The following is a 15228-nucleotide window of genomic DNA, read 5'->3' on the forward strand; positions in this document are numbered from 1 at the left end:
CTGGGCCCGGCCTGATACCGGTGTCATATAGATGTGTCCTACAACTTTGCCCGGAGGAGTCAACCGTCAGAATCGATCAGTTGTAGGACAAATTCCAGGTTAGCGCTATGACGCCATCACGCGCCGTGGGCGCGGATTGCGTGCAGTGGACGATCGTGGCGAAGGCTCCGGTCGGCGCGCGATATTCGGGCTTTTCGGGTTTTCCGGCCGCGCACCCGTCATAGCCGGTCGCCGCGAAGCCCCGCACGTCGCCCGTAGCGAAGCGCACCTCGCCGCCGCGCACCGACGGCGCCGTCGAGAAGCTGGCATATTCGAGATCGATCTTCGCCGCGCGCACGCCAGGCGCGAGGCGCAGGCGATCGCTGCGGGTGATTCGGCCGGCGGCGAGCGTGTAGCTGGTCTCGATGCTCGCGCGCCGGTCGGGCCGGGCGTCATTCTCCCCCATCAGATCAAGCGCGTCCTGGCGCCAACTGACCTGCGTCGTCGCGCCGCGGCGCGTGACGCGCACGTCCTTGAAGAAGGCGAGCGGCATCAGCACCGCGCCATCGGCCAGCGTGATGCGCGGTATTAGATGCGAATAGGTCGCGTCGGCCGAGCCCGAGAGCATGCCGGGGGAAAAGGGCACGGGGAAATAGGGGTTGTGCATATGCTGCCCCCCGGCCCCGTTGATGATCGGCAGCCCGATCACCCGGCCGCGGTCGCGGACGGTGACGACCGCGCGGTCGTGCTCACCGCGCGCGAACCAGGTGAGCGTCGAACGCGGCAGCGTCTCCAGCCATTTGGCATAGCCGGGATCGGGCACGCGGCCGGCATAGCCCAACCGGTTCCAGATCGCGTTGGTGTAGATGTGCTGGCGCGCGAGGCTCAGATTCTCGCCGAAGATGCGGTGGATGCCGCGATAATCGTCGGTGCGCCGCCCCTGCCCCCACATGTCGACCGAGCCGGTCGCCGGGTTGACCCAGAAATCCATATAGCGCGCGCTGATCCGGCTGGAGAAGGCATAGGCCATGCGCTCCTCCTGCGGCGTCAACACCTTGAGCAATGCGGCGGCGGTGAGCACTTCGAGGAAGGCGGTCTCGCCATAGGTGCCGATGCTGCGGCCATATTCGAAGCCCTCGCCGGTGAGGTTGAAGCGCGGCAGCAGCAGGTCGATCGACTTGCGCAGCCAGCCCTTGACCTCGGCCGAGGGCGTCATGCCGGTCTCGATCAGCCGGTGCGCGATCTCGCCGATCAGCAGCACCGAATAACGGTCGAACCGGCCCTTGCCCTCGGTCTCGTCGGCGAAGCCGTAGGTGCCCGAATATTTGCGATAATGATCGAGCGTGCGCGCGAGCAGCTGGTCGGCGCCCACCGCATCCTCCCAGCCGATCAGATGGCGCAGGCGCGCGACCGAGAAGGCGACGCCGTAATAGTTGTTGGGCAGATTGATCAGCGTGAGATCGGGGCGCACGAAGTGACGCCAGTCGAGCTTCTGCTTGAGCCTGGCGAGCGTCGCGGGACGCACCGCGCGGTCGAGCAGGCCACGCTCGTTCAGGTCGTGCAGCGCCGAGATGTAGTAATAGATGCCCCAAGTATCGTTGGGATCGCCGAGCGTCAGATCCGCGATGTCGGCGAAATCCTCCAGCCGCTGCGCGAGCCGCGGATCGTTCTTGTCGAGCGTGGTGATGCGATAGGCCATCGCCGCGGCGATCTTGCCGGGCAGGAACTTGTCGCCGCTCTCGAACACCGCGACCCCGCCGAGGCGCATGCCGCGCTTTTCGCGCAGCAACTGCTCGAGCAGCGTCTCGACCTGCGGCATCAGGCGGGTGCGGACGGTGCGGTCCATCGGCGCGACATCGACGAGATAGACCGGACCGTGCGGCTTGCCCGCCCATAGATCGGCGGGCGCGGCGTTGCCGGCGAGCAACACGGCGAGGACGGGTACGCAAACCAGCTTTCGCATCAGCGCTTCGTCCCCTTGCGCGCGAGATCGTACATCGCGGTGCCGGCGAGGATGAAGGCGCCCGAACCGTAGAATTGCGTCTCCGTGGCCGAGACGCTGTTGGGCCGGTCGCCGACCTGCTGGACCCAGCCGAGCATCCCGTCGGGCTGCACGGCACGGACGACCGCGTTCCAGCCCTTGATCGCCGCGGGCTGATAGGTGGCGCGATCGAGCAGCCCGGCATCGACACCCCAGGCAAAGGCATAGGTGAAGAAGGCGGTGCCGCTGGTCTCGGGCGGAGTCCCGGGATCACCGTCGAGCAGCGAGGCTGGCCAATAGCCGTCGGCCTTTTGCAGCGTCACCAGCTTGCCCGCCATGTCGCGGAACAATTTCTCGTAATAGGGGCGCTTGGGGTCCTTGCGGTCCATCACCTGGAGCATGCGCACCAGCCCGCCCATCACCCAGCCATTGCCGCGACTCCAGAACAGCTTGCGGCCCTTGTCGTCGCGCATGTCGAAGAAGCGGCTGTCGCGGAAATAGAGGCGCTCGGACGGGTCGTAGAGGTAATCGGTGGTTGCCTTGAACTCCTCATGTGCGAAATCGGCATAACGCTTATCGCCGGTGGCGATGGCAAGGCGGAGCAGGGTCGGCGGGGCCATGAACAGCGCGTCGCACCAGCACCAGCGATCGGTGCATTTGGACCAGCCCGCGCCGGGCGCACCGGGAATGAATTCGAGGCTGCCGGTGGGCCGGTTGGCGAGGACATTGTCGAAATAGGCGCGCGCCGGCGCGAGCGCGGCCGGACCGGCACCGTTGCGCGACGCCCAGATCCAGGCCTGCGCGATGAGCTGGTCGTCAGCGTGGAAGACATTGTCGCCGAGCTTCCATTGCAGCTCGCGGCCGAGATCGAGCAGCGGCTTGCCATAACGGCGATCGCGCTGAGCGAGATCGGTGAGCGTGATCCAGAAGGCCGCCTGCTGCCAGTCGCGCGGGTTGCGCACGCTCGGCCGCGCGGCGGGCATCGTCGCCCAGTTGGTACGGTTGGCGAGCTGCCAGTCGGCAACGCGGCGCGTCTCGGCGAGGATCGCGGCGGGTTGCGGCATCGCTGCCCTGGTCTCGACGATAGCGGCCGGTGACGCCGCGGCGGCGAGCGCGATCAGGGTCGGTGACATGCCGAATCTTCCGTGCCGGCCCAGCGATCGTGCGTCATCATTCCTCTCCCCTGTTGCGGATTCTTGTCCTTGACACCGGTAGCATACCTCTTTCCTTTTCGGACGATCGTGTCAATAAGGTTGTCACACAACTCGCCGTTTTCGCGAAAGGAATCAAATGAGGATCCGGGCCCTGCTCCTCCTGCTTCCGGCGAGCACCGCGCTGGCACAGGATCGCGCGCCGCTGCGGCAGGCGACGCCGGAGGAACAGCAGGCGCGCGCCGCGGTGTCGATCGCGGACTATCGCTATGGCGACTTGCTGTGGGAGAATGACCGAATCGCCTTCCGCATCTATTCGCGCGCGCTGGAACAGGCCGAGCCGCCCTCCTCCTCGGGGATCGACGCCTGGGGCAAGCGCGTGCGCTGGCCCTATATGGACCGGCAGCTGCGCACCGGCGACCAGCATGCCGACCATGGCGAGGGGCTCGATTTCTACAATGTCGGCACCGGGCGCGGCGTGGGCGGACTCGGCGTCTGGCATGACAACAAGCTGTGGACCTCGCGCAACTATGTGCGGCCGCGCATCGCGAGCGCGGGGCCGCAGGTCGCGGACTTCACCGTCGACTATGAGCCGTGGCCGGTCGATGTCGCGCGGACCGTGTCCGAGACACGCCGCTTCACGCTGCCCGCGGGCACCAATTTCACGCGGATGGTCTCGACGCTGCGCTCGAACCGGGCGGGGCCGCTGATCGTCGGCATCGGCATCTCGAAGCGGCCGGTCCCCCCGGGGCAACTCGGCAAGATCACCAAGGACGCCGAGCGTGCGCGCCTGACCTGGTGGGGCCCCACCGACCCGGCCAAGGGCACAATGGCGGCGGCAGTAATGGTCGATCCGCGTGCGTTCGCTGGCTTTGCCGAAGATGCCGACAATTATCTGATCCTGGTGCGGGCCGAACCGGGCAAGCCGTTCGTCTATTATGCCGGCGCGGCATGGGACCGCGGCCCCGACTTCGCGACGCGCGAATCCTGGCAGGCGCAGGTGGACAAGGAGACCCCCGATTTCACACCCTAGCCAGCTGCATGGCGGCAATGGTAACGCTCGCATCATGGCGGTTACCAAGGCGGCATCGCTGGCAGACAATCTGGTCCAGCGTTTCGAAGAGCAGATCGAGACCGGTGAGATGGCGCCCGGATCGCGCTTTCCGACCGAGAAGGCGATCACCGAGAGTTTCGGCGTCAGCCGCACCGTGGTGCGCGAGGCCTATTCCCGGCTGGCGGCGCGCGGGCTGCTGATCTCGCGGCGAGGGTCGGGCGCCTATGTTGCCGAGGGGGCGCAGTATCGCGCCTTCCAGCTGACCGCCGACGAGGTCAGCGCGATTGACGACGTGCTCAAGCTGCTCGAGATGCGCATGGGGTTCGAGGTCGAGATGGCCGGGCTCGCGGCGCAGCGGCGGTCCGAGGAGGATCTCGCGGAGATCCGCCGCACGCTGGCGGTGATGGACGCGAGCAGCGATGTTGACGAATCGGTGGTGGCCGATGCCGCCTTCCATGCCGCGATAGCGCGCGCGACCGGCAACGCCTATTTCCTGCGCTTCACCCAGTTCCTGGGCGTGCGGCTGGTGCCGTCGCGGCGGCTCTATCTGCAGGGCAGCGACGCCAAGAAGCACCAGCGTTACGCGCGCACGATCAACCGCGATCACGAGGCGATCTATGCCGCAATCGAGGCGGGCGATGCGACCGCCGCACGGCGCGCGGCGCGGCAGCACATGATGAAATCGATGCAGCGCTACGCGAAGCTCAAGGCTACCGGCACCTCGCGCGCGCCCGACTGAGCGCGACCCTCAATCGCCCTGGGCAGGCACCCAGCCGTGACTGCGCGCCCAGGCGAGGAACAGCCGCGGCCAGGCGGTGGTCGTGGTGCCGCGCTTGCCCAGCGCGAAGCTGTGACCGCCGGCCTCGAACAAGTGCAGCTCGACCGGTCGCTTGGCGGCGAGCATAGCGGCGTGGAGCCGCAGGCTGTGCTCGGGCGCGGCGATCGGATCGTCGGCGGCATGGGCGAGGAAGATCGGCGGCGTCGCTGAGCCGACATGCGCCTCTACCGAGAAGGCGTCGCGATAGTTGGGCAGCACCTTGAGTTCGCGCGCGGTGCGCGTGGTGTCGATCGGCGCACGCATCGAGATCACCGGGTAGATCAGCGCGGCGAAGTCGGGCACCGCGCTAACCTGGTCGACGGCATCGGCCGGCGGGTAGAAAGCGTCGCCCCCGCGCGTCGCCAGCGTGCCGGCGAGATGTCCGCCCGCCGAGAAGCCGAGCACGCCGATCCGCTTGGGATCGATCCCCAGCGTCTTCCAGTTGCCGCGCAGCAGCCGCATGGCGCGCTGCCCGTCCTGGAACGGGGCGTCGGCATTCCAGCCGTCACCGGGCAGGCGGTAGTAGAGCACGAAGGCGGTGACCCCGCGCTCGGCCAGCCACTGCGCGGTCGGCATCGCCGCGCTGCCGATCTGGATACGGAAATAGCCGCCCCCGCCGATCACCAGCACCGCCGCGCCATTCGGGTTCTCCGGCCGCACCACCACCATGCGCGGCACGGTGACGTTGGAGACCGATCCGGTCGCCGCGCCCTCATTGCCGATCTTCTCCGGGCCAGCCGGCCTGCCGCCGCCGGGCATCGCGCCCGGCCACAGGTTGATCACTTCCCCGCCCTGCGCCGCGGCCGGAACCGCGACGAGGAGCAGGGCGAACGCGGCGAGCCAGCGGATCATCATTTCCCTCAGAACTTCTTGCCGATCGACGCGTAGATGTATCGGCCATAAGGCACGTAGAGCGAACCCAGATAGCCATCTGCGGTGATCGGCGGCTGGGTGTCGAAGATGTTGCGCGCGCCGATGCGGAAGCGCGTGTCCTCGAGCGGCCCGCTGCGGATGCGATACTGGCCGTAGAGGTTGAAGAACGCCTTGCCCTCAAGCGGATACGGATTGCCCTGCGCGTCGAGGAAATTGGTGTCGTAGACCTTGCCGATATAGTTGCCGAACGCGCCGATCTGGAAGCCCTTGTGCGACCAGGTGAGCGATCCGGTGACGCGCCATTTGGGCCGGCCGCGCTCCTCCAGCAGATCACTGGCGTCGGTGAGCGGGGTGGCGGGATCGATCGCCCCGGATTCGCGCGCGTCGAACAGCGCCTGCACCGCCGGCGGCGTATCGCGCGAGAATTTGGTCAGGCGCGCGGCGTTGAGCGCGACGTCGAACCGGCCGATGCCGGTGCGGACATTGTAGAGCAGCGCGAGATCGATGCCCTGTACCGTCTGCGGCAACAGGTTGACGAACTGGTCGTTGATCCGCGTCACCGCGCCTGCCGCCGCAAGCCCGGTTCCGGCGAATACCGGCGTGTCGTCCGCCGTCGGCGCCGCGCGGATCACGTTGGGGTTGCTCGATCCCTGCAGCCGCAGGAGATAATCGAGCACCAGCGCATTCTGCGCGCCGAACTGGCCGACGATGCCGGTCTGCTGGATCGACCAGAAATCGGCGGTGAGCGTCAGGCGGCCATATTCCGCGGGGATGAACTTGGGCTCGATCACCGTGCCCACGGTCCAGTTGGTGCTCTCTTCCGGCTTCAGATCCGGATTGCCGCTGATGAAGATCGAGTAGCTGATCCCGCGGCTGCACGCCGAATAGTTCGTGATGCGGCCGGCGCGCAGATCGGCCTCGCACCGGTAATAATCGGTGTTCGAGTTGAGCCGCGAATAGGCGACGGTCTTGGTCTGCTCGAGGTTCGGCGCACGGAAGCCCTGCGACCAGGAGCCGCGCAGGCGCAGGCCGTCGACGATATCCCAGGCGGCGGCGATCTTGGGCTTCGCGACCGAGCCGAAGTCCGAATATTCCTCGAACCGTCCGGCGAGCTGAAGGTCGAGCCGGTGGACCAGCGGCACGTTCATCTCGGGCGAGACCACCGGCACCGCGAGCTCGGCAAAGGCCGAGAATACGCTGCGGCTGCCGCGCGTCGAGGGCGTCGGGCTGACCGCGGCGACGTTGGAGAGGTTGGTCTCGCCCGTCACCATGTCGGTGAAGGTGATCGTGCCGTTGAGGCGCGGATCGCGAATATCCTCCTGCGTCTCGCGCCGCCCCTCGATGCCGAACGCGATGCCGAGGCCGCCGGCAGGCAGGTCGAACAGGCTGGCGTTGGAGAGCTTGAAATCGCCGAGCAACAAGCTGGTCTTCGACTTGCGCACCAGGTTGAAGCTGAACGAGTCGATCGTCGCCTGGCTGGCGGGCGAGCAGTCGCCGACCGATGGTGTTGCGGAACACCCTCCGCTGAATGGATTGTACGCATCCGGGGTCGACAAGGCGAGATTGCGCTGAAGCGCGGTCATATCGATCGCATTCGAGCTGTCGCGCGCCTGCGCCTCCGAATAGAGGACCGCGGTGTCATAGTCGAAGCTGCCGAGCTTGCCGCGCGCGCCGAGCAGGAAGCGTGACTGCCAGTTCTCGACGTCCACCACCTGGTTGCCGGCATCGACGAAGCGATAGGTGGTGAGGCGCACCGGCAGGCCCGCGGCGGGGACGTTGGTGAGGCCCGGGATGCGGTTGGGGTTGGCCTGGCCGTTGGCGAAGGTGACCGGGCCGAACGGGTTCCAGTAATTGCTCGCCGGGATGACGATCGCGTTCAAGTTGATCGTCGGCGGCTGGATGCGGCGCGTGTCCGCGAGATAATAGCCGAGCTCGGTATAGAGTTCGACGGCGTCGCTCACCTCGTAGCGGCCGGTGAAGAAGGCGTTGTAGCGGTCGAACGAGGGCGTGACGGTGGTGCCGGGGCGCGTGTCGAACCGCTCGCTGCGCAGCGTGGTGCCGGTCGCGCGGGTGCCGGTGCCGAAGCAGACATTGGTGTTGACGGTGAAGGCGCAGCCCGGGTTCGCCGACGACTGGGTGTGGAACGCGCCGGCCGAGGAGGTCATCGCCTGGTTGCCCGGGCTGCGGCGGATCGTGCCGGGCCCGCCGACCACGGCGAGGTTCGCCCACGGGCTCTGGGTGGCGCGGCCATCGGCGGTGAGGTTGCCGGCGAAGGCGGGGTCGTCCTCGAAATAGGACATGAGATTGTCGGTCGCGGTATAGGGCTGGTCCTCGGCGAGCTGCGCGGTGCGGCGGACATAGTTCAGGAACAGCGAGAAGTTGCCGCGGCCCTCGTCGAAGCTGTGGCCGACCAGCGCGGTGCCTTCATATTCCTTGCGATGCGTGCCCTCGGCATAGCCGTAGCGGAAGTCGAGCTGGGCGCCGTCATAGTCGCTGCGCGTGACGGTGTTGACCACGCCCGCGACCGCGTCCGAGCCGTAGATCGCCGAGGCGCCATCGCGCAGGATCTCGAGCCGCTCGAGCCCGGCGACGGGCAGCGAGTTGGAGTTGTAGCCGAGCACCGGCACGTTGCCGTCACCCGCCTGGCTGGTCGGGTGGCTGACGAGGCGGCGGCCGTTGAGCAACGTCAGCGTGTTGCCGACGCCGAGGTTGCGCAGGTTGATCGAGTTGACGTCGCCGCGCGCCGCATTGCTGGTCTGCGGGTTGTTCGCTTCGTTGAAGGTGACGTCGCCGGCCTGCGGGATCGAGCGGATGAGATCGTCGCCCGAGAGCGCGCCGGTGGCGTCGATCTGGTCGCGGTCGACCACCGAAACCGGAAGCGCGGCGGTGATCTTGCCCTTGATCTGGCTGCCGACCACCACGACCTCCTGCTCGGCCGGCGAAGCCTCCTCCGCGGCCGGATCGGCTTGCGGAAGGCCCCCGTCCTGCGCCTGCGCGGGCAGCGCGATCGCCAGCGCGATCAGCGCAGTGCCGCCGCAAAGCATGCGAAGCCTGGTCCGGTCGGTCATCTCTTCTCTCCCTTGCTGGAAGGCGGCTTCCTCGTCCGCGCTTCCCTTTTCGTTGGTTCAATCCGGGTCGGTCTCCACCGCCGGGCGCGCGGGGGCTTCGGGCGCTGGACCGTCGAGCGCACGTGCGAGCGCGTCGCGGTCGAGCGCATTGTCCCAGCGCGCGACGACGATCGTCGCGACGGCATTGCCGATGAAATTGGTGAGGCTGCGGCACTCGCTCATGAAGCGGTCGATGCCGAGGATCAACGCCATGCCCGCGACCGGCACCGAGGGCACGATCGAGAGCGTCGCGGCGAGCGTGATGAAGCCCGCGCCGGTGACGCCCGCGGCGCCCTTGGACGAGATCATCGCAATCGCGAGCAGCGCGATCTGGTCGCCCAGCGTGAGGTCGACATTGCACGCCTGCGCGATGAACAGCGCCGCTAGCGTCATGTAGATGTTGGTGCCGTCGAGGTTGAACGAATAGCCGGTCGGCACGACGAGGCCGACGACCGACTTCTGGCAGCCGGCGCGCTCCATCTTGTCCATCAGGCTCGGCAGCGCGCTTTCGGACGAGGAGGTGCCGAGCACCAGCAGCAACTCGGCGCGGAGGTAGCGGATCAGCTTGAAGATCGAGAAACCGGCGAGCCGCGCGGCGATGCCGAGCACCACCACGACGAAGATGATCGACGTGAGGTAGAAGGTCGCGACCAGCCCGGCGAGGTTGGCGAGCGATTCGATGCCGTACTTGCCGATCGTGAAAGCCATCGCGCCGAACGCGCCGATCGGCGCCGCGCGCATCAGGATGCCGACCAGCTTGAACACGACCAGGCCGGTGCGCTCGAGCAGGTCGCGCACCGGCGCGGCGGGCTCGCCGACCATCGACAGCGCGATGCCGAACAGGATCGAGACGAGCAGCACCTGGAGCAGCGAATCCCCGGCGAGCGCGGAGACGAGCGTGGTCGGGATGATCGCCATCAGGAAGGCGACGATCGAGCTGTCGTGCGCCTTGGCGACGTAATCCTTGACCGCGCCGGTATCGAGCGAGGCCGGGTCGACGTTCATCCCCGCGCCCGGCTGGATCGTGTTGGCGACGATCAGCCCGACGATCAGCGCGAGCGTCGAGAAGAACAGGAAATAGGCGAAGGCCTTACCCGCGACGCGGCCGACCGATTTGAGCTCGCTCATCCCCGCGATGCCGGTGACGAGGGTCAGGAAGATCACCGGGGCGATGATCATCTTGACCAGCTTGATGAAGGCGTCGCCGAGCGGCTTCAATGACTCGCCCGCGCTCGGCCAGAAGAAGCCGATGCCGACGCCGAGCGCGATCGCGATCAGCACCTGGACATAAAGCTGCCCAAGCCAGTGACCGCGCCGTTGCGGCTGCGTCGAATATTCGAGTGCGATCGCCATTCTATCCTCCCGTCGCGCCTTGCCGGCGTCGATTCTGGGCCACGTGCAGCGGCGGTGCCGTTATCCTTCCGTCACCGCACGAACCCCAAGAATCTAGCCAAGCAGTTGATTTACATGACTTTACCAGCGAACTGTGCCGCCGAACCTGTGCGAAAATGCGCACATGCAAATCCAAGAATGTGTGATATTCCGCACAAATGAAAGGCGTGACTCGATCGACGCGGAGTCTCGTGCTGCTGGCGGCGGCGGGCGCGGTACTGCTGGCGCTGGTCGCGGTGCTCGCCTTCCGCATCGCGCAGCAGCAGGCGGTGTCGGCGACCGACCGCGCCGCCACCCAGCTGGCCCGCGACAATGCTGGTTTGTTTGCGAGCGAGCTGCAGAAGTTCCGGCTGCTCCCGCTGGTGCTCGCCGAATATCCCGACGTGCGCGCGATGCTCGAGACCGGCGATGCCGCAACGATCGGCCGGATCAACTCACGGCTCGAGCTGCTCGCACAGCGCACCGATGCGGCGGTGATCTATGTGCTGACCGCACAGGGCCGCACCGTTGCGGCGAGCAACTATCGCCTGCCGACCAGCTTCGTCGGGCAGGATTACGGCTTCCGCCCCTATTTCCAGGGCGCGATCCGCGATGGCGGCGCCGAGCTGTTCGCGCTCGGCACGGTGAGCGGCCGCCCCGGCCTCTATCTCGCGCGGCGGATCGGCGATGCTGCACGGCCACTCGGGGTGATCGTGGTCAAGATCGAATTCGAGAGGATGCAGGCGGCGTGGGCGCGCCAGCAGGGCGAGACGATCGTGACCGACCGGCATGGCGTGGTGATCGTGACCAGCGAGCCGGGCTGGCGTTTCGGAACGATCGGGCAGCTCGGGCCCGATGCGCGCGCCGCGATTCGCACGACGCGGCAATATGGCGATCTGCCGCTCGCTCCCCTGCCGCTGACGATCGCGGACGGCACGGCGCGCATGGCCGGCGAGGAGCCGGGCAGCCGCATCGCCGCGACCGGGCTGCCGCTCGCTGGAGCACAGCTACGCGCGCTGTTCCCGCTCGACCCGGCGATGCGCAGCGCCAGGGCGAGTGCGTGGCTGGTGTCGGTCGGCGCGCTGGTGGTGATCGCCGGCGCGCTGCTGCTGATGTGGCGCGCGCGCGAGCGGCGGCTGCTCCAGATCGCCGCGCAGCGCGCGCTCGAAGGCCAGGTCGCCGAGCGCACCGCTGAGCTGCGCGAGGCCAACGCGCAGCTGGTCGCCGAAAGCGCCGAACGCGCGCGCGCCGACCAGCGCTATCGCGCCGCGCGCGAGGAGCTGGCGCAGGCCAACCGGCTGGGCTCGCTGGGACAGATCACCGCGGGCGTGGCGCACGAGATCAACCAGCCAGTTGCGGCGATCCGCAGCTTCGCCGAGAATGCGCAGGGGTTCCTCGCCAAGGGCGACGGCGCGCGCACCGATGGTAACCTCGCGCGCATCGTCGAGCTGACCCAGCGCATCGGCACGATCACCGCCGAGCTGCGCAACTTCGCGCGACGACGCACGCCGGAGACCGGGGCGGTCGACGTCGACGCGGCGATCGAATCGACCTTGCTGCTGATCGGCGACCGGGTGCGCGCGCAGGGCGTGACGCTCGAGCGCATCGGCGAGACCGGGCTCCAGGTGACCGCCGATCGCGTGCGATTGGAGCAGATCCTGATCAACCTGATCCAGAACGCGCTCGACGCGCTGGCCGGGCGCGAGCAGACGGTGATCCGGATCGGCACCACCCGCGGCGCGGACCATGTCGCGATCGAGCTGGCGGACAATGGCCCGGGCGTGCCGGCGCATCTCCGCGACCAGCTGTTCATGCCCTTCGTCACCGGCCGCGACGAGGGCCTCGGCCTCGGCCTCCCGATCGCGCGCAACATTGCGCGAGATTTCGGCGGGGAGCTGAGCCTGGCCGAGTCCGCGCTCGGCGGCGGCGCGTTCCGTCTCACCTTGCCGGAGGCGGCGCGTGGCTGAGCCACTCATCCTGTTCGTCGACGACGACGCGGCAATGCGCGAGGCGAACGTCCAGACGCTCGAACTTGCCGGCCTCGCGGTACAGCCCTTCGCCGGGGCGCAGGCGGCGCTGGGCGCGATCAAGCCCGACTTTGCGGGCGCGGTGATCACCGACATCCGCATGCCGGGGATGGATGGACTCCAGTTCTTCGAGCGCATCCGCGCGATCGATCCCGAGATCCCGGTGATCCTGATCACCGGCCATGGCGACGTGCCGATGGCGGTGCGCGCGCTGCAGGACGGCGCGTTCGACTTCCTCGCCAAGCCCTTCGCCGCCGGGCATCTCGCCGCCTCGGCCGCCAAGGCGCTGGCGGCGCGGGCGCTGGTGCTCGACAATCGCCGCCTGCGCGCTGACGCGGCAGCGCGCGGCGAGAGCCCGTTGATCGGCGACACCCCGGCGATGGTGCGGCTGCGCGAGACGATCGCGCAGGTCGCGCGCGCCGATATCGACGTGCTGATCGAGGGCGAGACCGGCACCGGCAAGGAGCTGGTCGCGGCGATGCTCCACCGCGGCTCGCCGCGCAGTGCGCGCCCGTTCGTCGCGGTCAATTGCGCGGCCTTGCCCGAGGCCTATGCCGAGATCGAGCTGCTTGGTCACGCCGCTGATGCCGTACCGAATGCCCGCTTCGCACGCACCGGACGGATCGAGGCGTCGGACCGCGGCACGCTCTTCCTCGACGATATCGACGGCATGCCGCTCGGCGTGCAGTCGCGGCTGCTGCGCGTGATCGAGGAGCGCGAGGTGCTGCCGATCGGCGAGCAACGGCCGGTGCCGCTCGACCTGCGCGTGATCGCCTCGGTCAAGCCGGGGCTGGAGACGCTGATCGAGCAGGGCGCGTTCCGCCGCGACCTGTTCTTCCGGCTCAACGTCGTGCGGCTGTCGCTCCCGCCGCTGCGCGAGCGGCGCGCGGATATCGCGCCGCTGTTCGCCGCCTTCGTGCGCGAGGCAAGCGAGCAGACCGGGCAAGCCGAGTTCCGCATGACCGGCGCGGTGCGCCGTCGGCTGATCGAGCATGACTGGCCCGGCAATGTCCGCGAGCTGCGCAACTTCGCATTCAGCGCGGTGCTCGACCTCGCCGATCCGGCCGCCGGGGGAGCGCCCGAACTCGGCCTTGCCGAACGCATGCGTGCCTATGAGGAGGCGCTGGTGCGCGAGGCGTTGCAGATCGCGAACGGCAGCGTGACCCGCGCGATCGAGCTGCTGCGCGTGCCGCGCAAGACGCTCTACGACAAGATGAACCGCGCGGGCATCGTGCCGTCGGACTATCGCGCCCGCCGACCCCGGCGCTGATCCGGTTCAGCCCGGGCAGGTCGCCGGCGGCGTGCGGTGGCGAAGCGCCTTGCCCCCCGCCTTGCCTGTGAGCTTGCCGCCCTCGATCACCGCGGTGCCATTGACCAGCAGCGTGCGCACCCCCTCGCTGAGCCGCGCCGGTTCGAGATAGGTCGCACGCGGGCGATAGGCGGCGGGATCGAACACCACGATATCGGCGAAATAGCCGGGCTTGAGATGCCCCCGGCGGTCGATCTTGTAGAAATCGGCGGTGCGGCCGGTGCTCGAGTTGATGAAGGTCGCGAGGTCGATCGTCTTCTCCGCGACCACGTACTTGGCGTATTTGGTCGGGAAGGTGCCGTACATGCGTGGGTGTCCGGCCGATCCGTCGGAGCCGGTCATCACCCAGGGCTGCTGCATCAGCAGCTTGATGTCCGGCTCGATCATGTTGAACGAGACGATCGGCGAGCCGCCCCCCTGGTTGGCGAGGATGATGCGGATCGCCGCCTCGACCGGATCGACCTTCCATTCCGCGGCGACCACATCGAGCCGCTTGCCCGCCCAGGGCTTGCCGTCGCCGCGCAGCAGCACCGCGTTGGCGCCGCCGCGACGGACGAGATTGGTCTGCATCTCCGCGACGATGCGCGCGCGTTCGGCCGGGGTCTCGATCCGCTTGACCAGTGCCGCCGCGCCGCCGTCCTGCGCCCAGCGCGGGACGAGCGCCGCGACCAGGCTCGAGCCCGAGGCTTCATAGGGATATTGGTCCGCGGTGACGTTCAACCCGCTGGCGCGCGCCGCATCCACCGTCGCGACGATCTCGTTCGCCTTGCCGTGGACGTCGGCGCCGAGCGCCTTGATGTGCGCGAAATGCACCGGCATCCCCGCCTGGCGGCCGATCTCGACCGCTTCCTTGACCGAGTTGATCAGCCCGATCGAGTAGGAGGATTCGTCGCGCTGGTGGGTGTCGTAGATGCCGCCGCGCCTGGCCGCCTCGCGCGCGACCTCGATCACCTCTTCGGTCTGCGCGAAGCTCTGCGGCGCATAGAACAGGCCGGTCGAGAGGCCGAACGCGCCCTCGCACATGCCCTGCGCGGTCAGCGCCTTCATCCGTTCGAGTTCGACGGGCTTGGGCGCGCGATCGTCGTTCTTCAGCACCTTCACGCGCACCGCGCCGAACCCGACCAGGGTCGCGACATTGGGCCCCACGCCGCCGGCATCGACATGGTCGAGAAGGTCCTTCACCGTCCCCTCGCCCTGGCCATAGCCGTCGATGCCGGTGAAGATCGTGCTGACGCCCTGCATCAGCCACGGCGTCACCAGCCGCTCCTCGGGCGTCTTGCCGCGGATCAGCGCGTCCGAATGCGTATGCGGATCGATGAAGCCGGGCGCGACGACCAGCCCCTTGGCGTCGATCACCCGCGCGCCGGGATATTCGCCCGCCGCCCCGGGACCGACCGCGACGACCCGGTCGCCGACGATCACGACATCGCCGGTGACGGGGCTGGGCGAGCTGCCGTCATAGATCGTCCCGCCCGCGATCACGATCGCCTGCGGGGCGGGCGCGGCGCCCATGGCCAGCCCCGCCGTGGCGGCCAGAAGCAATATCCTGCGCATCGCGT

At 68.2% G+C, this 15228-nt stretch carries 10 protein-coding genes; 4 read left to right on the forward strand and 6 right to left on the reverse strand.

Annotated features, from left to right (window positions below; translation table 11 throughout):
* Positions 1-76: 76 nt before the first annotated feature.
* Positions 77-1942 (reverse strand): hypothetical protein, encoded by a 1866-nt coding sequence (locus OK349_RS16965; RefSeq protein WP_265119086.1) that lies wholly within the window; start codon positions 1940-1942, stop codon positions 77-79.
* A complete protein-coding gene (locus tag OK349_RS16970) occupies positions 1942-3093 on the reverse strand; it encodes a glycoside hydrolase family 88/105 protein (protein WP_265119087.1) in 1152 nt (383 codons plus the stop codon). Before OK349_RS16970 ends, OK349_RS16965 begins: the two co-directional genes overlap by 1 nt.
* A gap of 157 nt (positions 3094-3250) precedes the next feature.
* Here OK349_RS16970 and OK349_RS16975 point away from each other — a divergent pair, with 157 nt between their 5' ends.
* Complete coding sequence (locus OK349_RS16975; RefSeq protein ID WP_265119088.1) at positions 3251-4144, forward strand: DUF4861 domain-containing protein; 894 nt, start codon at positions 3251-3253, stop codon at positions 4142-4144.
* Positions 4145-4178: 34 nt separating this feature from the next.
* On the forward strand, positions 4179-4904 hold the full coding sequence (locus tag OK349_RS16980) for a FadR/GntR family transcriptional regulator (RefSeq protein WP_265119089.1): 726 nt from the start codon (positions 4179-4181) through the stop codon (positions 4902-4904).
* Positions 4905-4913: 9 nt separating this feature from the next.
* Here the strand turns inward: OK349_RS16980 and OK349_RS16985 are convergent, their stop codons facing one another.
* From OK349_RS16985 to OK349_RS16995, 3 genes are read right to left on the reverse strand one after another with little or no spacing between them, the layout of a single operon-like run.
* A complete protein-coding gene (locus OK349_RS16985) occupies positions 4914-5834 on the reverse strand; it encodes an alpha/beta hydrolase (protein WP_265119090.1) in 921 nt (306 codons plus the stop codon).
* Positions 5835-5842: 8 nt separating this feature from the next.
* Positions 5843-8923 carry a TonB-dependent receptor domain-containing protein gene (locus tag OK349_RS16990; protein WP_265119091.1) on the reverse strand — a complete coding sequence of 1027 codons (3081 nt, stop codon included), beginning with the start codon at positions 8921-8923 and terminating at the stop codon, positions 5843-5845.
* A 57-nt stretch (positions 8924-8980) separates the two neighbouring features.
* Positions 8981-10315, reverse strand: a complete 1335-nt coding sequence (locus tag OK349_RS16995; RefSeq protein ID WP_265119092.1) for a dicarboxylate/amino acid:cation symporter — start codon at positions 10313-10315, stop codon at positions 8981-8983.
* A gap of 197 nt (positions 10316-10512) precedes the next feature.
* Between OK349_RS16995 and OK349_RS17000 the strand changes: the two genes are divergently transcribed.
* On the forward strand, positions 10513-12300 hold the full coding sequence (locus tag OK349_RS17000) for a sensor histidine kinase (RefSeq protein ID WP_265119093.1): 1788 nt from the start codon (positions 10513-10515) through the stop codon (positions 12298-12300).
* Entirely contained in the window at positions 12293-13630 is a 1338-nt protein-coding gene (locus OK349_RS17005; RefSeq protein ID WP_265119094.1) for a sigma-54-dependent transcriptional regulator, read from the forward strand. Before OK349_RS17000 ends, OK349_RS17005 begins: the two co-directional genes overlap by 8 nt.
* Before the next feature lie 6 nt (positions 13631-13636).
* Here the strand turns inward: OK349_RS17005 and OK349_RS17010 are convergent, their stop codons facing one another.
* Positions 13637-15223, reverse strand: coding sequence for an N-acyl-D-amino-acid deacylase family protein (locus OK349_RS17010; protein ID WP_265119095.1), 1587 nt, complete (start codon positions 15221-15223; stop codon positions 13637-13639).
* Positions 15224-15228 lie beyond the last annotated feature (5 nt).

Source organism: Sphingomonas sp. BT-65 (genome assembly GCF_026107375.2).
Taxonomy (GTDB): Bacteria; Pseudomonadota; Alphaproteobacteria; order Sphingomonadales; family Sphingomonadaceae; genus Sphingomonas.